This window comes from Caldicoprobacter guelmensis, from assembly GCF_016908415.1.
Lineage (GTDB): Bacteria > Bacillota > Clostridia > Caldicoprobacterales > Caldicoprobacteraceae > Caldicoprobacter > Caldicoprobacter guelmensis.
The window spans coordinates 59394-80251 of the sequence record NZ_JAFBDW010000001.1 but is presented as its reverse complement, the minus strand read 5'-3'; the positions used below and the strand labels follow the sequence as shown (position 1 = coordinate 80251).

General features: G+C 47.6%; 20 protein-coding genes. 6 read left to right on the top strand and 14 right to left on the bottom strand.

Translation table 11 applies throughout. From position 1 onward, the window contains the following. Positions 1–102: 102 nt before the first annotated feature. The 12 genes from mltG to dprA all read right to left on the bottom strand — a co-directional run bounded on the left by mltG (position 103) and on the right by dprA (position 14493). On the bottom strand, positions 103–1305 hold the full coding sequence (gene mltG, locus JOD02_RS00410) for an endolytic transglycosylase MltG (protein ID WP_204485925.1): 1203 nt from the start codon (positions 1303–1305) through the stop codon (positions 103–105). A 95-nt stretch (positions 1306–1400) separates the two neighbouring features. Next, positions 1401–1883, bottom strand: coding sequence for a QueT transporter family protein (locus JOD02_RS00405; protein WP_204485923.1), 483 nt, complete (start codon positions 1881–1883; stop codon positions 1401–1403). Next, entirely contained in the window at positions 1880–2254 is a 375-nt protein-coding gene (locus tag JOD02_RS00400; protein ID WP_204485921.1) for a YlbF family regulator, read from the bottom strand. Before JOD02_RS00400 ends, JOD02_RS00405 begins: the two co-directional genes overlap by 4 nt. 36 nt (positions 2255–2290) lie before the next feature. Then, positions 2291–3952: a ribonuclease J gene (locus tag JOD02_RS00395; protein WP_204486588.1), complete on the bottom strand. Its 1662-nt coding sequence runs from the start codon at positions 3950–3952 to the stop codon at positions 2291–2293. A gap of 157 nt (positions 3953–4109) precedes the next feature. Further along, entirely contained in the window at positions 4110–6524 is a 2415-nt protein-coding gene (locus JOD02_RS00390; RefSeq protein ID WP_204485920.1) for a sugar phosphate nucleotidyltransferase, read from the bottom strand. A gap of 201 nt (positions 6525–6725) precedes the next feature. After that, positions 6726–7172 carry a Fur family transcriptional regulator gene (locus JOD02_RS00385; RefSeq protein WP_204485919.1) on the bottom strand — a complete coding sequence of 149 codons (447 nt, stop codon included), beginning with the start codon at positions 7170–7172 and terminating at the stop codon, positions 6726–6728. A gap of 42 nt (positions 7173–7214) precedes the next feature. Next, a complete protein-coding gene (codY, locus tag JOD02_RS00380; RefSeq protein WP_204485918.1) occupies positions 7215–7928 on the bottom strand; it encodes a GTP-sensing pleiotropic transcriptional regulator CodY in 714 nt (237 codons plus the stop codon). A gap of 24 nt (positions 7929–7952) precedes the next feature. Beyond that, positions 7953–9335 (bottom strand): ATP-dependent protease ATPase subunit HslU, encoded by a 1383-nt coding sequence (hslU, locus tag JOD02_RS00375; protein ID WP_204485917.1) that lies wholly within the window; start codon positions 9333–9335, stop codon positions 7953–7955. 16 nt (positions 9336–9351) lie between these two features. After that, complete coding sequence (gene hslV / locus JOD02_RS00370) at positions 9352–9882, bottom strand: ATP-dependent protease subunit HslV (protein ID WP_204485916.1); 531 nt, start codon at positions 9880–9882, stop codon at positions 9352–9354. 64 nt (positions 9883–9946) lie between these two features. After that, entirely contained in the window at positions 9947–11272 is a 1326-nt protein-coding gene (gene trmFO / locus JOD02_RS00365; protein ID WP_204485915.1) for a methylenetetrahydrofolate--tRNA-(uracil(54)-C(5))-methyltransferase (FADH(2)-oxidizing) TrmFO, read from the bottom strand. Next, positions 11265–13373 (bottom strand): type I DNA topoisomerase, encoded by a 2109-nt coding sequence (gene topA / locus JOD02_RS00360; protein WP_204485914.1) that lies wholly within the window; start codon positions 13371–13373, stop codon positions 11265–11267. Before topA ends, trmFO begins: the two co-directional genes overlap by 8 nt. 13 nt (positions 13374–13386) lie before the next feature. Further along, positions 13387–14493, bottom strand: coding sequence for a DNA-processing protein DprA (gene dprA / locus JOD02_RS00355; protein WP_204485912.1), 1107 nt, complete (start codon positions 14491–14493; stop codon positions 13387–13389). Between the two features lie 126 nt (positions 14494–14619). Between dprA and JOD02_RS00350 the strand changes: the two genes are divergently transcribed. From JOD02_RS00350 to ylqF, 6 genes are all read left to right on the top strand, one after another. Beyond that, positions 14620–15315: a ribonuclease HII gene (locus tag JOD02_RS00350; RefSeq protein WP_341534498.1), complete on the top strand. Its 696-nt coding sequence runs from the start codon at positions 14620–14622 to the stop codon at positions 15313–15315. A 219-nt stretch (positions 15316–15534) separates the two neighbouring features. Further along, a complete protein-coding gene (locus tag JOD02_RS00345) occupies positions 15535–15888 on the top strand; it encodes a YraN family protein (protein WP_204485908.1) in 354 nt (117 codons plus the stop codon). A 198-nt stretch (positions 15889–16086) separates the two neighbouring features. After that, positions 16087–16314 carry a type II toxin-antitoxin system Phd/YefM family antitoxin gene (locus tag JOD02_RS00340; protein ID WP_204485907.1) on the top strand — a complete coding sequence of 76 codons (228 nt, stop codon included), beginning with the start codon at positions 16087–16089 and terminating at the stop codon, positions 16312–16314. Further along, the gene (locus tag JOD02_RS00335) at positions 16298–16714 is read left to right on the top strand and encodes a type II toxin-antitoxin system VapC family toxin (protein WP_204485906.1); all 417 of its coding nucleotides are present in this window, start codon (positions 16298–16300) and stop codon (positions 16712–16714) included. The genes JOD02_RS00340 and JOD02_RS00335 overlap by 17 nt, the downstream gene beginning before the upstream one ends. 656 nt (positions 16715–17370) lie before the next feature. Beyond that, positions 17371–17895 carry a signal peptidase I gene (lepB, locus tag JOD02_RS00330; RefSeq protein ID WP_204485905.1) on the top strand — a complete coding sequence of 175 codons (525 nt, stop codon included), beginning with the start codon at positions 17371–17373 and terminating at the stop codon, positions 17893–17895. Positions 17896–17907: 12 nt separating this feature from the next. After that, positions 17908–18759 carry a ribosome biogenesis GTPase YlqF gene (gene ylqF / locus JOD02_RS00325; protein ID WP_204485904.1) on the top strand — a complete coding sequence of 284 codons (852 nt, stop codon included), beginning with the start codon at positions 17908–17910 and terminating at the stop codon, positions 18757–18759. Between the two features lie 3 nt (positions 18760–18762). Here the strand turns inward: ylqF and JOD02_RS00320 are convergent, their stop codons facing one another. Then, on the bottom strand, positions 18763–20295 hold the full coding sequence (locus tag JOD02_RS00320; RefSeq protein ID WP_204485903.1) for a YifB family Mg chelatase-like AAA ATPase: 1533 nt from the start codon (positions 20293–20295) through the stop codon (positions 18763–18765). A gap of 160 nt (positions 20296–20455) precedes the next feature. Beyond that, positions 20456–20800, bottom strand: a complete 345-nt coding sequence (rplS, locus tag JOD02_RS00315; RefSeq protein WP_204485901.1) for a 50S ribosomal protein L19 — start codon at positions 20798–20800, stop codon at positions 20456–20458. Positions 20801–20858: the final 58 nt, after the last annotated feature.

Here is a 20858-nt window from a genome sequence, read left to right as displayed (position 1 = left end):
CCCTTTAAATTAGTATATCATTCAGCCTCAAACAACCGATACCTTAATTTAACTTTCAAATTAATAGAGCCCACCCATTAGAGTGAGCTCACCATCTTTGCACTATTCCTTCTTCTGGTTCTGACTTTCTTTCCACAGCTTTTCATATTTCTGCTTGGCCTTAGCATGCTCCTCAGCAGTGTAGCTAAACACATGTCGGTTATCTCCGGCATAGACGAAGAACAATACGGGCTTTTTGGGGTTCATGAACTCTTCATCCGGATAAAGCACCGCCTCCACCGCCAGTTGCCCTGGCGATGCAATGGGCCCTATCGGCAACCCCTTATTTTTGTACGTGTTGTAAGGCGAATCCACCGCTATCTCCTCATTGGTAAGGAAGGGCTTCCTTTCAGAGCTCCCCAAGGCATACTGCACCGTCGCGCAGGACTGCAAGGGCATATCGATCTTCAATCTATTGTAGAAAACCGCAGAGATCTTATAAAACTCATCCTTTACGGCCGCCTCCTCCTGAACGATTGAAGCCAAGGTAATGACCTGATCCAACTTCATCCCCAGCTCATCTATCCTGGTAAGCAGGGGAACACCCCGAAATTGAGCAAAATACACCTTCCTTTCAAATGTCGAGAGCATCTTCCTTATGATGTCCTCGGGTGTAGAATCGACATAGACAATGTAGGTATCGGGGAACAGGTATCCTTCTAAAGGATATTCCCCGTTCCTTCTGGCCTCGGGTATCTCGTACAGGAAGGTATAATCTTTCGCAAACTTGTCAAACTGCTTGGCAGCCTGTATAAACTCCTGAGCAGTAAATTTAAATACTTTTTGCCCATCCTTCTCAAAATTCTGCAGGTAATTGGCTATATCCCTTATGCTAAACCCTTCGGGAATGGTAATTTTCACTGTATCCACTGCTGTCTCGCCGCTTGTAAGAACATCCACAATCTGCTGAGGGGTCATGTTTTTGGATAACACATAACGCCCTGCTTTGAGCTTGGAACCCTGATCTGTCAGCTCAACGAATAGCCTGAAAACCCCCGCACTGCGAATCAAGCCTTTCTCGTAGAGTATCTTGGCAATCCCCCTGACAGAAGTCCCCATGGGTATATCCACAGTTATGCCCGTCTCGTCATTGGCATCCACCGGTTCAAACAAAAAAAGCTGAATCTGGCGCACTGCCCACAAAACAGTACCCGCCACTATCCCCAAGCTGACAAGATATATTACTAAAGTCCTCAAAAGATATTTTACAAAAGGATGCATATCCTTTTTATTCTTCTGGTCTTGTGTAACCGCAACTTGTGACATTCTCTAACCTCCACCACCCATTTCGTCATCTTAATTATATAAGCTTATATATCTTTTGGCAAGGTGAAGGAGGTCAATAAAATATTAAAATTATGTTAATCTTTGATAAAAAACCTGTTCATCATTCTCTCATACAGCGACAATACAGGGAGGCCCAGCACGCCGATCACAACAAGCTGCCCCAATCCCACCTGTAAAGCAACCAGCCAGTAAGGCATACCTACCGCCGGAGCAAGGTAGATGGGTACTCCCAGCGCATTCAAAACTATAGGCGGAAGCAAGGCCACATAACGGTTAGGCGCCTTATGCGTCAAGTACGCCGATATCAACGTGATAAAACTGCCACCCACTATGTCTACCCATCCCAGCGGACTACCCAAGTTTGCAAACATGCACCCCAAAGCGACGCCCGGGATGGCCGCCGGATCCACAAACGGCAACACCGTTAACGCTTCAGCTACCCTAAACTGGACAGGCCCATAGGATATCCCCTGAAGAGCCAAAGTCAGCACGGTATAAACCGCTGCAATGATACCTGCCCTTGCCACAAAACGTGGAGAAATTTTAAAACCCTTCACTTCTCTCTATCCCCTTCTTTCTCGTCTTCCTGCATAAAATCCAGATCCATATCTACTGCTTCACTTAAGATCCTGTATATATCCGACATAAGCGTATTCAGGCGATACTCCGCCTGCAAAAAATTGCTTATATCGGGCGAATGCTGGATAAGCTCTGAAAGCTTCTTGAACGTGTCAAGTTCCTTCTCGTCAGGCTGCCTACCGCTTAAATAAGCAGCTTGCAGCTGCAACTGCCGCTTTTTGAAGTCCTTTAGCATCCTTTTAGTGGTTTCATCCTGTTCAATCCTTTCTTTTGCTGCCTTGTAGTCCCTGTATTCCTTGCTTGCCGAAAGCGCCCTGGCCAATTCATGAGCCTTATCGTATACGTTCATATGGATGCCCTCCCATCTCCATGGAGTGAAAGTATCTCATATTTCCATGATGATAGGCAGTATCATTGGGTTTCTTTTCGTCCTCTCATAAAGGAAATTCCGCAATTCATCCCTGATATTGGTCTTCAGCGTGGCCCAATCGGTGATGTTCTGCTGCACGCACTTGTCAAGAGTCTCTTTTACCACCTGCCGTGCCTGCTCTATAAGGCCTTCAGATTCTCGCACATACACAAAACCCCTGGATATGATATCAGGCCCTGCAATCACGCAGCCCGTTTCCCTCGATATGGTGACCACCACAACTATAAGGCCGTCCTGTGAGAGGTGTTTCCTGTCACGCAATACGATATTGCCCACATCTCCTACGCCAAGCCCATCCACCAATACCCGCCCTGCAGTGACACTCCCTGCAACCCTGCAGGAGTTGTGGGTAAGCTCAAGCACGGTACCTATATCCACCAAAAAGATATTTTCTTTCGGCATGCCAAGGGACTCCGCCAGCAACGCATGCTGCTTTAAATGGCGGAATTCGCCGTGTACCGGAATAAAAAACTTGGGCTTTACAAGGGTATGTATGAGCTTGAGCTCTTCCTGACAGGCATGGCCCGAAACATGTACATCTGCCAGCGACTCATATATGACATTAGCCCCTCTTTGAAACAGTTGATTTATCACCTTATACACCAGCTTTTCATTGCCTGGTATGGGCGTTGCCGATATAATAACCAGGTCCCCGGCTATTATCTCCAGCTTCTTATGCTCTGCAGCGGCCATTCGCGTCAAAGCCGACATGGGTTCACCCTGCGTGCCGGTGGTAATTATCACCACCTTATCAGCGGGGTAACTGTCCACCTTGTCCACTTCTATAAGCGTCTTTTTGGGTATATCGAGATAACCCAGTTCCACGGCAACCGAAACCACATTGGCCAGGCTGCGGCCCGATATACACACTTTTCGCTCACATTTAATGGCCGCATTGACGATCTGTTGAATCCTGTGTATGTTTGATGCAAAGGTGGCCACTATGATCCTGCCGGGAGCATCGGCAAATATGGCCTCGAATGTCTGCCCCACCGTCTTTTCCGACATGGTATAGCCCGGCCTTTCCACATTGGTGCTGTCAGCCAGCAGGGCAAGCACACCTTTTTTGCCCAGCAATGCAAACTTGGCCAAATCTATGACCTGACCATCTATAGGGGTATAATCCACCTTAAAATCGCTGGTATGTACCACCACCCCCACAGGGGTATGTATAGCCAGAGCTACAGAATCAGCTATGCTGTGGCTGGTCTTGATGAATTCCACGGTGAATGCGCCCAGCTTTAAGGTATCATTGGCTTTGACCGTTTGAAAGACAGCCTTATCAATGCCGTGTTCCTTTAGTTTGATATCGACCAATCCAAGAGTCAGCCGAGTACCATAAATGGGAACGTCCATCTCCCTCAACACGTACGGCAATGCGCCAATGTGGTCTTCATGCCCGTGCGTGAGAATAAACCCCCTCACTTTATCCTTATTTTTCAACAAATAGGATATATCGGGTATCACAAGGTCGACGCCCAGCATATCATCTTCAGGGAAACTCACGCCACAGTCAACCACTATGATGTCATTGCCGTACTCAAAAACCGTCATGTTTTTGCCGATCTCGTTTACTCCACCCAGTGGTATAATTTTCAGTACATTCTTTGACGCCACAAATACCTCTTTTCCTCCTTTATCTATAATCTTCACCGGCCATTTCTACCATATTTTTAATTATACAGTATTTGAACTGGCTGCGCAACTCAAAAAAGGGGGGAAGCCAACTCCCGTGGATGAGCCAGCTTCCCCTTAATTTGCCTTGTAATATCCCTCACTGCTTTTTAGCCCAGTTGATCTTGTCCTCGTAAAACCTCGTCAGCTCTTCGGCATATTCCTCTGATACGCCTTCGCTGTAGATCCTGCACACCGCTTCCTCTGAGTCGGGCAGCACCAGGGCCCAGCCATCCTTGTGATGGACCTTCACCCCCTCAAACAGCTCTACCACGTTGTTCCCTTTTGTTTCCTCCTGTATGAGCCAGCGCATCACCTTCCCCTTCTCTCCCCACGGGCATTCTATGACCTTTTCTTTCATATAAAATCTCGGTATAGCGCTTACAAGCTCAGAGAGCGTCTTGTGTTCTCCAGCCAAAACTTCCAGAAGCTTGAGCAGCACAGCAAGGGCATCAGCGTATAGCAAAAAAACCCCGCCATTTCCCTCCCGCTTTATCACCTCGTTCATGAGCGCATACCTGCTGGTCCTGGTGCGTATCACCTTTCCTTGAAATGCCTGTGCCATTGTTTCAACAGCGGTAGGAGCCGTATAAGGTACCACTACCTCTTTTTTTTCATTGGCCTTCAAGCACAAAAAGCTCTTCAAAGCCTGGCACATCTCTCGAGAAAGTCGCTTTCCCTTCTCATCGTACAGTTCCAGCTCTTCGCCGTTGCCATCCACGTAGCATGCCAGGCTATACTGTTCCTTTTCAAGTCCAAAAGGCACGCCACTTTCGGCTGTATGAAGTTCACAACCCACATCGCTGAATACGGTCTCGGCAATCGAAGCCACCAATCTGCTGGGAGTGGAAAGCAACACCTTAAAGCCGTATTCCCTTATCACATCGGCATTCACCGATTTTGTGAGGGCCTTGGCGTAAAACAGTGGAACATTGAAAAGGCTTTGGACTTGGAGTATTTTATCCGCCGCAACCCTCTGGAAGTCTTCCCTCACAAATGCGTTTTCGACCTGGCGCTCAAAGGCCGGTGAAAAGTTGCCTCCATTCTTATCGATGAAATGGATACCCGCATTGCCATCCACATTTTTGTCCTCAAAAACGTGTATTCCTCCATCCAGACCGAGATAGGGCACCATATACCTTAAAACAGACGTGGTAAGAGACCCCAAGTCCAGTACTTCTACGCCCGAGGACAGCAATCCCGATATTATGCCGTGTTTCAACATGGCACTGCCGTTATTTTCATCGCAGCTTACCGCAACCCGCTTATTAGGCTTAAGTTCGGCACCCACGGCCGCTCCCAACCGTACAGCAAAGCGCGGGTCAAGGTCTACATTGAGCTTTCCCGTTATACCGTTCTTCCCAAACAGGGTCTTGGTAAATCGCGTCCCCCATATCACATTGGATTGCACGGTGGTTCCGTGCTCTATCACCTTCTCCGGCCATATTTTGACATCCGGCTTAACATTAACCCTCGGCTTCAACGTACAGCCGTTGCCAATTACCGCTCCTTCGTATATCGACACCCTTTCCCTTATATCCACCTTATTACACACGGCAGCACCGCGTACTTCAACGCACCTGCTCAAGGTATTGTAATCCCACAGCACGCTCCTCTTTATGCTGGCATGGAGCCCAATGTCATTGTAACGCCCTATTACGCTAAACGGCCCGATATACGCCCCTTCTCTGATACGGGTATAATCCCCTATATAGCAAGGACCTTCCACTTTAGCTTCAGGGTGTATATCGACGTTTTCGCCTACCCATATATTCTCGCCTATCTTGTGTCCGGGAACAGGAAACCTCACCTTGCCGGATAGCATATCATAATGGGCCTGAAGGTAAGTTTGGAGGTTACCTATATCACACCAGTACTCCTCGGTTATATATCCATACATCGGCCTGCCTTTCTCAAGGAGCAATGGAAACAAGTCTTGGCTGAAGTCAAATTTTTGTCCACTCTTAAAATAAGAAAGCACCTCTGGTTCTAAAATGTATATACCGGTATTTACAGTATCGCTGAAGACCTCACTCCAGTTGGGTTTCTCTAAAAAGCGGGTCACAGCACCGTTCTCATCGGTAATCACCACGCCGTATTCCAAAGGCACCTCAACCCTTTTGAGCACAAGAGTGGCCAATGCTCTTTTTTCCTTATGAAAGTTTATGGCATTGGTTATGTTGATATCGGTCAGAGCATCTCCGCTGATCACTATAAAGGTTTCATCCAAAAAGTTTTCGGCATTTTTTACGCTACCCGCCGTCCCCAACGGCGTTTCTTCTACAAAATAATGGAGCTTAACGCCAAACGCAGAACCATCTTGGAAATAATCCTCTATTACCTGGGGAAGGTATTGAAGGGTAATGCCTATATCTTCAATGCCATACTTTTTCAGCAGTTCTATGCTATACGTCATGACGGGCCTGGCCATCACGGGCACCATCGGTTTAGGTAAATCACAGGTGAGAGGTCGCAGGCGAGATCCAGAGCCTCCAGCCATAATAATCCCTTTCACCGTATCATCCTTTCTAGCTATTGTTAAACAATGCTGTATAGAAACGTATTTTTAGTATGTGTATTGCTCAAATCACTTATTCAAACCCTTAAACTGTAAAATCCATTTTTTGCCACATATAGCCGGCTGTAACTACAACCCAAAAAATAGTAAAGGCTCCCTTCAAGGGAGCCTTTACCTTTATGCCTGCAGCCTGTAGCCTTAATCATTTTGTCTGCATTTTGAACAATAGCCAAAAAATTTAACGTTGTGATTGACAATCTTAAACCTGTGTTTCTCCTCAATCTTTTCCTCCAGCGAATCCAACAGGTCTTCTTCTACTTCTATCACCTTGCCACAGCTTAAACATACTAGATGATGGTGATGGTGGTCGTCGTTTAAGGTGCTCAGCTCGTAGCGGTTCCTACCGTCATCAAAGTTGTGCTTATAGAGTATTCCCAACTCTTCAAACAAGAGCATGGTACGGTATACGGTAGCCAGCCCTATTTCAGGGCATATCTTCTTTACGTGAAAGTATATCTCCTCCGTGCTCATATGCTTACCCTTGTTATTCATGATCACCTCAAGAGTAGCCCTGCGCTGTGGCGTCAACTTATACCCTTTTCCCTTAAGTATTTCCTTAATCTTGTCCATCTCTCCGTTGAACATAAATCCACTTCTTTCTTCCTCAACAAGTTACTCAAGAATTATTCATGTCTTGTTTAGTTGAGATAAGAATTTGTCGTTGAGCACCTTAATATAAGTGCCCTTCATCCCCAGCGAGCGCGACTCGATTATTCCCGCGCTTTCGAGCTTTCTTAAAGCATTTACTATCACCGAGCGCGTAATTCCCGCCCGGTCAGCTATCCTGCTAGCCACCAATAGGCCTTCTGTACCATTCAGTTCCTTGAATACCTGTTCTACTGCTTCTCTTTCGGAATAAGAAAGCGTCTCCATGGCCATTTCGGCCGTCGACCTCTTCCTTACCTCCTCGGCCATATGTTCCATCTTCAATCGCATTATCTCCAGCCCCACGACAGTAGCGCTGTACTCAGCCAGCACCAGGTCATCGGGCACAAACTCCCTAAGGTCAGGGCGCTGAAATATAAGCGTCCCCAGCCTCTTGCCCCTGCAGTATATGGGAACGATGGTGGTCTTCTGCTTGCCCTCCTGCGTATCTTCCACCACATTCGCAACGGTGCTGCGGATCTTCATCAAGCTGGCGTTATTCCGCTGTGCAGCATTTTCTGCCTCATTGGCAGGTGCACAGGCTATAACGCGGCCACCCTCATCCAGCAGCAGTACTCTGCTGTCAATGAGCTGGCTTAAAATCTCGCATAAATACGCCAAATCTATACCGCTTGCCTCATTGCTCTGAAATATTTGATTGAACCGCCTTATACGTTCAAGTAAACTCTCTAACATATCAAGCCCCACTTTCCACAGCAGCTATAGAATGAACTTGTGAAGGTCATTCTGTTTCACCATGTCCTGCAAGGTGTTCCTCACGTATTCCCTGTCTATCACGACCTTTTGCCCTGCCAAGCTGTCTGCATTAAAGGATATATCCTCCATTAGCTTCTCAACCACGGTATACAAACGCCGTGCACCTATGTTTTCACTTGTTTGATTCATTATATAGGCGATATCGGCTATCTCATCAATGGCATCCTCGGTGAATTCCAGCTCCACGCCCTCCACTTTAAGCAGCGCAATCTGTTGCTTTATGATGGCATTCTCGGTCTGAGTAAGTATGCGCTTGAAGTCCTCTTTTGTGAGGGCTTCAAGCTCCACCCTTATGGGGAACCTGCCCTGCAGTTCGGGGATAAGGTCGGATACCTTAGACACATGGAAGGCGCCAGCCGCAATAAACAGTATATGATCGGTCTTCACCGGACCGTACTTTGTCATCACAGTCGTTCCCTCTACTATGGGCAGTATATCCCTTTGTACGCCCTCACGGGAAACATCGGGCCCTACTCCGCTTTCACGGCCGGCTATCTTATCTATCTCATCTATGAATATTATGCCATGCTGTTCTACAGCCTGAATGGCTTCTTCTATCACCTCGTCCATGTCAATGAGCTTTTGAGCCTCTTCCTGCTCAAATATACGGCGAGCCTCCCGGACAGTGGTCTTTTTTTTCTTGCGCCTCTTGGGGAATAGGTTGCCGAATACATCCTGTATCTGTATCAGCACTTCTTCATTGCCCATACCGGGAATAAACCCGAAACTGGCAAATGCCGAGTCCTCCACCTCAATCTCTATAGGGCTATCCTCCAGAGCACCACTGCGCAGCTTTTCCCTGAGCCTCTCCCTGGTATGCGCCATGGAATCATCAGCATCATGCTCTTCAACCTCTGGCTGATCCACCGGGAACAGCATGCCCAACGGGCTTTGGGCCCTTTTCCTCTTGGAGGGGAGGAGTATATCCAGTATGCGATTCTCTGCAGCTTGAGCTGCCTTTTCCCTCACCAGCTCCATCTTCTTGCTTTTTATCATGCGAATGGCTTCTTCCACAAGGTCCCTGACCATGGATTCCACATCTCGACCCACATAGCCCACTTCGGTATACTTAGTGGCCTCAACCTTTATAAAAGGCGCATTGACCAGCTTGGCCAAACGCCGCGCAATCTCGGTCTTACCAACGCCGGTAGGTCCTATAAGTATTATGTTCTTTGGCGTTATCTCATCCCTCAACTTGGGGTCGAGTTTGCTTCGGCGATACCGGTTCCTCAAAGCTATGGCCACAGCTCTCTTGGCCTTGTCCTGCCCGATTATGTACTTATTAAGCTGCTCTACTATTTCCTTGGGAGTGTAATATTCTGCCAACGCCTTTCCCCTCCTTTTATACCTCTTCCACGTATATATTGCTGTTGGTGTAAACACAAATGGAAGAGGCTATCTCCAGCGATTTTCTGACTATCTCTACCGGCTCAAGCTGAGTATGGGCCACAAGCGCCCTGGCGGCCGCCAGAGCATAATTGCCACCCGAACCAATAGCAGCAATTTGATCATCTGGCTCGATGACCTCGCCGGTGCCAGAAATGATAAGCAAATCCTTTGAATCTATAGCAATGAGCATTGCATCCAGCCTTCTTAATACTTTATCGGCACGCCACTCTTTGGCAAGCTCCACGGCTGCCCGTTGAAGATTACCCGAATACTCCTCCAACTTGGTCTCAAACTTGTCGCTCAATGTAAAAGCATCTGCTACTGAACCGGCAAACCCCACTACTACCCTGTTGTGATACAATCTGCGTATCTTGCGGGCATTCTGTTTCATGATGGTGTTTTGCCCTAAAGTCACCTGGCCATCACCACCGATGGCTCCTTTGTCACCCCTTCGCACCGCGATAATGGTAGTCCCCTTAAGCATATCCGCGACTTCCCCTTCCCTTCTTAATTAAACATACCCATATTATCACAATTTTTCAAAAATTTCAATGTTTTCTGACAGAATCCAGCCCACTGCTCTCTATGAGCTGTTTGATGGTATTGAGCGCCCGCTCAGAAATCATCAGGTTTCTATCGCGCCTTGAGCGCACCCTTTTATCAAGCGGGGCAATGATGCCAAAATTGCTGTTCATGGGCTGGAAGTTCTCTATGCGTGGATCCGATATGTAATGTGCCAGCGCTCCAATGGCAGTGGTATCCGGAAAATCTATGGGCTGTCTGCCGTGAAGCATAAGCGCCAGATTAATCCCTACCACCAGGCCGCTGGATGCCGACTCCACATACCCTTCCACCCCAGTTATTTGACCAGCAAAATATATATACGGGTTAGTCCTTAAACCGTAATACGAGTTGAGCAGCTTGGGAGAATTGATGTAAGTGTTGCGGTGCATCACCCCAAAGCGGACAAACTCGGCATTTTCAAGGCCCGGAATCATTGAAAAAACCCGCTTCTGTTCACCAAACAGCAAATTGGTCTGAAAACCCACCATGTTATATAGTGTAGCCATGCGGTTGTCCTGTCTGAGCTGTACGACTGCATACGGCTCCTGCCCCGTTCGTGGGTCACGAAGCCCCACTGGCTTCAAAGGCCCAAACCGCAGTGTGTCTATGCCCCGTTTGGCCATCACTTCAATGGGCATACACCCTTCAAACACCTTTTCATCCTCGAATTCTTTAAGCTCTATCGTCTTTGCATTCACCAGTTCATGCCAGAACCTCTCGTATTCCTCCTTGGTCATTGGACAGTTGAGGTAGTCTTCTCCGCGGCCATACCTTGATGCCTTAAATATCTTGCTAAAGTCCAGAGAGTCTCGAACCACTATGGGAGCGGCGGCATCAAAAAAATAAAGGTATTCTTCCTTTACCAGTCGCTTTATGGCTTCAGAAATGGCTGGCGATGAAAGTGGTCCGGTGGCTATAACCACATAGCAATCCTGTGGTATTGATTTTGCTTCCTCACGTATCAATGAAATATTCGGATGGCTTTGTATCTTATCCGTGATGTATTGGGCAAACAGTTGCCTGTCAACCGCCAGCGCTCCCCCGGCTGGCACTTTGGTAGCGTCGGCCGCTTCAATGACCAGCGAGCCAAGCAGTCGCATTTCCTCTTTCAAAAGGCCAGAGGCGTTCTCCAGCCTAAAGGACCCCAGCGAATTGCTGCACACCAGCTCCCCCAGATATTCTGTATGATGGGCCGGCGTCATATTGCAAGGACGCATCTCATACAGTTCAACTGAAATGCCTGCCCTTGCCAGCTGCCATGCCGCCTCGCACCCAGCTAGCCCGCCGCCTATCACGACAACCTTATTCATAGTTTACCTCACTTCTTTCCTGGCGGTATCCGCACTCCTTGTTGGTACATAAAAGGTACTCTTCTCCATTCTTCCTTTGTTTTACCACCATTAAAGCACCGCATTCCGGGCATCTCTGGTCAGCCGGCATATCCCATGATATGAAATCGCACTCGGGATAGTTTTCACAGCCATAAAACTTTTTCCCCTTTTTGGTGTACTTCACAACTATGGCGCTGTTGCACTTGGGGCAGCGCGCTGCAATCTCCTCCACATACGGTTTTGTATTGCGGCACTTCGGGAAATTGGGGCAGGCCAAAAATTTGCCATATCGGCCAGCCTTTATCACCATATTTGCACCGCATTTCTCACACTTGACATCCGATACCTCTTCCTTGATTTCTATCTTGGATATGGCTTCATCGGCCTTTTTAAGCAATTCCTTAAAGGGTATATAAAACTCCCTTACTATTTCCCGCCAGTCCTTCTTCCCCTCTTCCACCTCGTCCAATTGCTTTTCCATCTCCGCTGTAAACTTGTAATCCACTATATCTGGAAAATAAGTCATCATGAGGTCGTTTACTATAAACCCCAATTCGGTGGGCACCAGGCTTTTCTTTTCCCTTACCACATATCCCCTCTCTATAATAGTTGAAATGGTGGGAGCGTAAGTGCTGGGCCTGCCGATGCCCATCTCCTCCAGGGCACGGACCAGCGACGCCTCGGTATACCTTGGTGGCGGCTGAGTAAAATGCTGCTCGGGCAATACCTCTTCCAAACTTAGCTTCTCGCCCTCGCTCACCTCCGGAAGCTCCACATCTTCGTTTTCCTTTTCAGGCTTTTCGTTATCGCTGCCTTCCATATATATAATGGTGTAACCGGCAAAGGTCTTGCGTGAACCGGTTGCCCTAAACAGATAACCATTATCCCCGACGATTTCTATCGTCATGGTATCATACAATGCAGGTGCCATCTGGCTGGCCAAAAACCTGTCGTATATCAAACGGTAAAGCCTGTACTGGTCATAAGTCAACGAGTCCTTTATGGCCTCCGGTTCCCTCAGCACAGAGGTGGGACGAATGGCCTCATGGGCATCCTGAGCGCCTTTCTTGCTCTTATATTGATTGGGCTTTTCGGGAACATACTGCTGCCCATATTTTTTCCTTATATACTCCAGCGCTTCCTTTTGAGCCTGCTCGGCAATCCGCGTCGAATCGGTACGGATGTATGTCACCAACCCTACTGCGCCCTCGCCTCTAATTTCCACCCCTTCATAGAGCTGTTGAGCAATCATCATGGTCTTTTGAGTGGTGAACCCCAGCTTTCGGTAAGCCTCCTGTTGAAGTGTACTGGTGGTAAAAGGCGGTGGAGCGCTCCGCTTTTTTACCCCCCTTTTAACCCCATGAACTGCGTATTTCGCTGTCCGGAGCTTTTCAACGAGGCCTTTTACCTCTTCCTCGCTTTTAGGTGTAACCTTATTATCAACCGTACCGTAAAAATCAGCTTCAAATGTTCTGCCATCCTCTTTCACAAATCGCCCGGTTATTATCCAATATTCCTCGGGGACGAACTCCTGGATCTCCCGTTCCCTCTCGCATATCATCCTGGTGGCCACTGACTGCACCCTGCCTGCACTCAACCCACCCTTTATTTTTCGCCAGAGCAAAGGGCTTATCATGTATCCTACAACCCTGTCCAAAACCCTCCGTGCCTGCTGGGCATCCACCAGACACATGTTGATGGCCCTTGGATGCTTTATGGCATTTCTTATGGCCTGCTGCGTAATCTCATGAAACTCTATCCTGCAAGTACTGTTTGGGTCTATATCCAGAAGGTGGGCAAGATGCCATGATATGGCCTCACCTTCCCTGTCAGGGTCGGTAGCCAGATACACCCTCTCCGCATTCTGCGCCTCTTTCTTAAGCCTGTTTATTATATCCCCTTTTCCCCGTATGGTTATATACTTGGGTTCAAAATCGTTTTCGATGTCCACTCCCAGCTGGCTTTTGGGCAGGTCTCTGACGTGCCCCATTGAAGCCTCAACCTTATACTTATTACCCAAAAACTTCTTTATGGTCCGAGCTTTAGCAGGAGATTCCACAATAACCAAATCCTGTGCCACTTTATCCCTCCATTCAAATTATGAGCTGCCTAACAAACTTCCCACCAGGCAGTTGCTTTACTATACCCTTCATCTCCAGAAGGGTCAAAATAGCGTTCAGTTTACCTATCTCAAAGCCCGTGATGGCTGCCAGCTCTTCAAGCTGTTTTTCGCCATCCTCAAGAGCATTATATACTTCTGCCTCAAAAATATCCAGCTGATAGGAAGTAACCGAAGGGCGCTTGACCTCCTTATTCACGGTTATGCCGAGGTCTTCCAGGATATCATCGGCACACGTGATGGGCCTGGCTCCCTCCTTTATCAGCTGGTTTGTACCACTGCTGTAAGGGCTGGTAACATTGCCAGGCAGTGCATACACCTCCCTGCCCTGCTCCAAAGCAAAATCGACTGTGATAAGCGCTCCGCTGGTATTACCCGCTTCAACCACCAACACCGCCTGGGATAGACCGCTTATGATCCTGTTCCTTGCCGGGAAATTGCCGGCAGCAGGCTGTGTACCCGGGGGATACTCGCTTATCAAGGTGCCTTGTTGCTGCACCTGCATAAACAACTTCTTATTTTCCCTAGGATACACCACATCCACTCCACACCCCAGGACCCCGATGGTATAACCACCGGCTCGCAAAGCGCCTCTATGCGCCATGGCATCTATGCCACGGGCAAGGCCGCTCACAACAGTAACGCCAGCACACGAAAGGTCATAAGCCAATCTTTCAGCCATTTGCCTGCCGTATTCCGAAGTCCTCCTTGAACCCACGATAGAAACCATATACGGTGTCTCCCTAAGAGGTTGTCCCTTGCAATAAAGCACTGGTGGAGGGTCATATATTGTCTTCAGAAGTTTAGGATATTCATCCTCAATTAAAGTTATTACCTCAATCTCAGGGTCCTCAGCAATTTTTTGGGCCTTTTCAAGGTATGCCATGCTTTTGTGGGTTATGAGGTTTTGTGCCACCCTGTCCCCTATCAATCCGCACGCATCCAAAATGTCCTCATCACCGCACTCCCACACCGCCCTAGGGCTGCCAAACCTCTTTACGAGGTAGTAAAACCGCTTAGCGCCTATGCCAGGTATACTGGACAACCATATCCAGTAGACCTTGTCCTCAATATCCTCCACCACAATTCTCCTCCATACAAACCGACTTTTTCATCTCTTATGATACATTCGATACATTGGTCCGTCAAGCAATAGTTACCAACCCCCATTTTCCAGCTCGAATTTCTTGTCAAACTCTGGCAAACTGTGATAAAATTTTCCCTAAGAAACAGAGATAAAACGGTGGTAGAATTGAGCGCAACAACGGATACATGGTTTGAAGATATCAAATTTTGGAATATGGGATATGAACTGGTAGGGGGCGTTGATGAGGTGGGCCGTGGGCCGCTGGCCGGTCCCGTAGTGGCCGCCTGCGTCATTCTGCCAAAATGGGCCCTTATCGAAGGCATAGTAGGGTCCGGCACCGTCAGGGATTCCAAGCGGCTTTCACCCTTAAGGCGCCAACAGCTGTATGACACAATAATGTCTACAGCGGTTGCTGTGGGCATAGGCCGTGTAGAACCAGAAGAAATAGACAGGATCAACATACTCAACGCCGTGCGCAAGGCCATGGAGCAGGCAGTATTGACCTGCAATCCCCGTCCCGACTGTCTGCTTATAGACGCCCTTGTTCTCAAAAACTGCTCAATCCCGCAGTTCTCTCTGGTAAAAGGTGATGTACGCTCGCAGGCCATTGCCGCCGCATCCATAATCGCTAAGGTCACCAGAGACCGGGAAATGATGAGATGGGCTGAAGTTTATCCGCAATACGGCTTTGAAAAACACAAGGGATACGGCACCGAAGAGCATATAGAGAACATAAAGAGGTTTGGGCTATCTCCCATACACCGCAGAACCTTCTGCGAAAAATTTCTGAGCAGCCCACCTTTACAAAATTTATAACGCTATTGTGCGGACCAGTTTCACAGCCCCATAAATCGACGTGTGCCGCAGCTTCAAAGGGGGCATTGCAGAGATACCCTTATTTTCCCCCCAAACTTGAGAGACATGGTGTATCGCACCTTTTCAAATTTATAAACATACCCGCATAGCTCTTGGGGAAATGCCAAAATGAGCAGCCAGAAAGCGTGTAAGCAGCAATGGGAAAGGAGGCCTTTGAAGTTGAACAGAAAAGCACTCGGCAGGTGGGGTGAGGAAAGGACAGCAGAATACCTGCGCGATAAAGGCTTAAATGTCCTAGAGCACAACTACCGTTGCCCTGTAGGAGAGATAGACCTCATAGCACAGCAAGATGGCACTTTGGTATTTGTAGAGGTAAAAACCAGGCGCAGCTTGGGCTTTGGCTTACCAGCCGAATCGGTGACCTTTAAAAAGCAAAAGAAATACTTTAAAATAGCACAGTATTACATGAAAGAGAAGGGGATAAAAAACTCTAGCTGCCGATTTGACGTGGTAGAAGTGATGATAAGCCGTGATGGCTCATACCACTTTAACCACATCACCAATGCCTTTTGAACAAAGAGGGCTGTATTTGACTAGATTTTACCATTTCTCTTTAACTTCAATTCCCTTATCCGGCCTCGCCTTTTACTAAGCATTACCTCGCTTTGTTCATTCCGGAGTTTTTGTGTTGATGTAATCGCACAATTTTTGTATAATAATATTAGCCAATGCGAATAATATTTTTTGTACAAATCGAAAGGGGGTTGGCGTATGATAATAACAGCCACAGAGTTTAAAAACAATATCGGTAAATATTTAGCCCTTGCTGCTAAAGAGGATATATATATCACTAAAAACGGCAAAAAAATTGCAAAGCTTATAAGTATCAAGCAAGATAAAATTGAGATGGCAAAGTCGCTGTTTGGTATATTACCCGCTGACATAACGCTGGAACAAGCCAGAAGGGAGCGGCTGAGACGTCATGAACGTATTGATTGACACCAATGTGATACTTGACGCCATGCTTTCCCGCTCCCCTTTTAACGAAGCCGCACAAAAACTGTTTATTATGGCTGCTGAAGAAAAGATCAACGCATACATTACAGCCAATTGCATTACGGATATATATTATATTCTGCAAAAATACTTACATGACGCCACAAGATGCAAAGAAGAGCTGCGGAAACTCTTTACGCTTTTCAATATTATGGATATCACCGTCTCTGACTGTAGAAGAGCTCTCGAGCTACCTATTAACGATTATGAAGATGCACTGCTTGCCGCATGTGCCAAACGTAGGAAAATCGAATACATCATCACCCGGAACGTTAAGGACTTCAATAATTCCCCCGTCAAAGCAGTTTCTCCTGACGATTTTCTGCGGCTTTTACTGGCGTAACCTTCTCTTTCCCAGTTTATAAGCGTTTTCCGACCAATCGAGTATATTTCTTTTACCATTTTGCATTACTATCTTCAACGATATAACCTCCTTGCCCATGCCGAGATTTGTTAGGTATCTTCTTAGAGAATCTTAGAGAACCCTTTTTTAAAAAAGATGGTGCAAAATTTCAGAATCAATGGTAATATATTGTATTGGGCCATTCCTCATCCCTCCTGTTGGTTATTTTTTAGGCCATAAGGCGCTATTGGCAGAAGATGCGGGCAAGTCTCCAGTAGAACTCCCGCAGGTGGAAAGAGATATCGCATATGGAAAGAAAACAGGTAGAGCAGTTACTGCACATAGCCACCTCCCATTTTATTTCGGAATGCATACAGCGGGACCTGTATGTATGTTCCTGCGGGTGGAGTGCACAGTCGGACGTAAACGGTGCGCTGAACATTTACGAGAAGGCATATAAGGTATCTCCCGTGAAGGGGAGTAGTGGCCGTGTGGCGCGGCCCGCGGTTGTGTCATACCACCTGGGATGGCATGGCGTCGCCGAGCCGAAGCACGAGGGTAACCTTATATGTGCATCCGCTTGAGGATGCCCCTCAATGAATTGAGGGGAGGACGTCACGTAATTGATATAATAATAGCAAAGACGGGTGAATCGAATGGAAGAAGCGAAAAAGAGCGAATGGGCGGAGTGGCTTCAGTCCATTGTTACAGCACTGCTACTCGCATTTTTATTGCGCATGTTCGTGTTTGACGTTGTGCTGGTAGAAGGGTCATCCATGCACCCTACCCTGGAATCAGGCGATCGGCTCATTGTGCTCAAGCTGAGTTACAAGTTCGGGCACCCTGAACGAGGGGACATTGTGGTGTTTAAAAATCCCGACAACCCTCGTGTAAACTATATAAAGAGGGTAATAGGGATTGAGGGTGATACTGTAGAGATAAAAGACGGCAAAGTGTATGTAAATGGTAAGGCATTGGTAGAGCCATACATCGCCGAGCCGACCATAGGGGAGTATCCCAAGACTGTGGTACCTGAGGGTACCATATTTGTAATGGGGGATAACCGGAACTTCAGCCGCGACAGCAGGAATTCCCACGTAGGTTTTATACCTATGCAAAATGTCATAGGTAAAGCAAAAATAAGGATATGGCCTGTATGGGCTGTAACAATATTTAAATGAAGGGGAGACAACATGAGTCGGCACATTCACTGGTATCCGGGCCATATGAGCAAAGCCAAACGGGTCATCCAGGAGAATATTAAGCTTGTAGACCTGATCATCGAGGTGCGCGATGCCCGTGTTCCAAGAAGCAGCACTAATCCCGAGTTTGTGGCCCTTTGCAAGAATAAACAGCGGTTGATACTTCTCAACAAGAAAGATCTGGCTGACCCTATTATGACCCAGCGCTGGGTCGATTTTTTTAAGAGCCAGGATTTGTGGGTAGAAGCTGTCAACTGCCTTGATATGAACGATGTAAACCAGCTGAGAAAAAGCATAATACAGTTTGCTGAAGAAAAGCGAAAGCTTATTTACCAGCAGAAGGGAATCCACAAAACGACAAGGGCGATGGTGGTGGGAATACCCAATGTGGGTAAATCCACCGTGATTAACGGTTTAGCCAAAAGTGCCAAGGCTAAGGTGGGTGACAAACCTGGCATAACACGTGGAAAACAATGGATAAGAGTCCATCCTTATGTGGAGTTTCTCGACACCCCTGGGCTTTTATGGCCCAGAGCAGAAGACCAAACAGCTATGCTGCACCTGGCATACATAGGCTCCATCAGCGATGACGTAATAGATATGGTAGAAGTGGCTGTAAAATTTATCGATACATTGAGAGACCTGTATCCTCAAGCAATTCAAAACAGGTATGGTATTGAGAACATAGAGGGCATGGACGGCTATAGCGTGCTGGAAGCCATATGCTTGAGCCAGAAGTGGATTCGTACCGGCGGCAATCCGGATGTGGACAGAGGAGCCAGACAGCTGCTTGGGGATTACCGCGCCGGCAGGCTGGGGGCATTAACGCTGGAGGCACCGTAAATTTCACTGCAGCCAAAATCTACGGTCTAGTTTCCTGTACTGTATGGCTTCAGCCAGGTGATGGTCCTCTATATTACGGCACCCTTCCAGGTCTGCTATGGTTCTAGCGACTTTCAGTATCCTGTCATATGCCCGCGCACTTAGGTTAAGCGATGTAAAAGCCTGGCGCAACATCTTTTTTTGAGCGCTGTTTAAAGCGCAGTATTTTTCCACCAACCTGGAATTCAGCTGGGCATTATAAAATATGCCTTCGCCTTTGTAGCGTTCAAGTTGGATTTGTCGTGCCTTGTTTACCCTCTCCCTTATCGTCTTGGAGGTTTCGGGTGTCCGATGGCCGACAAGCTCTTCAAATGGTATGGGCGGAACTTCTATTTGAATGTCAAATCTATCCATAAGCGGTCCTGATATCCTGCTTAAGTACCTGTTTATTTGCATTGGTGTGCAAGTGCATTCCTTGGAGCTGTCACCGAAGAATCCACAGGGGCAGGGATTGGCTGCGCCAATAAGGGTGAAAGAAGCTGGAAACACGGCTGTGCCGTTGGATCGCGATATGGTTACCTTGCCGTCTTCCAGCGGCTGTCGTAGCGCCTCAAGTACATCCCTTTTAAACTCTGGCAATTCATCCAAAAACAATACGCCATGGTGGGCCAAACTGATTTCGCCCGGCTTGGGAAGCTTGCCACCGCCTATCAACGCAGCCGCCGAGATTGTGTGGTGGGGCGCACGGAAAGGCCGCACTCTTATGATACCGTCAGATGCTTCAAGTAGCCCAGCAGCGCTGTATATCTTTGTGATTTCCAGAGACTCCTCGTAGGTGAGCTCTGGTAGTATCGACGGCATCCTTCGAGCCAGCATGGTCTTGCCTGAGCCGGGTGGCCCAATCATGATCACGTTATGGCCCCCGGCCGCCGCAATCTCCAGCGCACGCTTTGCACCTTCTTGGCCCTTTACATCGGCAAAGTCCTCCATTGCTTTATGAACATCATAACTGCCCAAGTAGTGCGATTTTTTATAAGGCGTTATGGTGGTTTCACCCCTGAAAACAGATACAAGCTCATTTAAAGAGCTCACCGCGTAGACATCTATTTCCTCTACATGGCTTGCTTCTGGAGCGTTGTGGGGTGACAGAACCACGCTTGGAATTTGGTCCTTCACTGATAAAAGTGCAGGGAGCACACCGTGTATGGGCCTTATGCTTCCATCAAGCGAAAGTTCGCCCAGGAAGATACTGTGCGCAAGTGGATGATATGGAATCTGACCTGTCGCCAGCAGTATTGATACGGCAATGGCCAAATCATAGGCCGGCCCTTCTTTTTTGGTATCTGCAGGTGCAAGGTTAACGGTGATGCGCTTTACAGGAAATTCAAGACCGCTGTTTTTTATTGCCGCCCTAACGCGTTCTTTGGATTCTTTTACAGCGGTGTCAGGCAACCCCACGATGTCAAATGTCGGAAGCCCGTTGGATATATCTACCTCTACCTCTATGATGTAGCCATCTATTCCAAACAGGCCTGCGCTTTTTACTTTGGCAAGCAAGGAGATCCTCCTTTGCTAATACCTCAAATAACTATATCGATCAATATTTTACCATATTAATACAAATGGAGTCAAAAAATTTATGTGACGCTGCCAAATCCTCTTCAACACCCATACAAAGCAATATGGGACTGTTGACAGTCCCATATTTGCCCAAAGATTAGAAACCTTTTTCCTTGATTTTAGTAGCCTTACCTACCTTTTTCCTCAAATAGAACAGCTTAGCTCTGCGCACTTTACCTTTTCTGATGACTTCGATGTGGTCAATCATGGGAGAGTGCAGTGGGAATGTTCGCTCAACGCCCACGCCGTAGGAAACCCTCCGCACAGTAAAGGTCTCCCTTATCCCGCCGTTCTTCTTTTGTATGACAACCCCTTCAAATGCCTGTAGTCTCTGGCGATTGCCCTCAACCACTTTGACATATACTCTAACGGTATCCCCAACGTTAAACTCGGGAATATCCTTCCTCATCTGTTCACTCTCTATAGCCCTTATGATGTCCATCTCCTTCCTACCTCCTTTCCGCTACGCGTAACTTCATTGTGCACAACAAGTCATACGA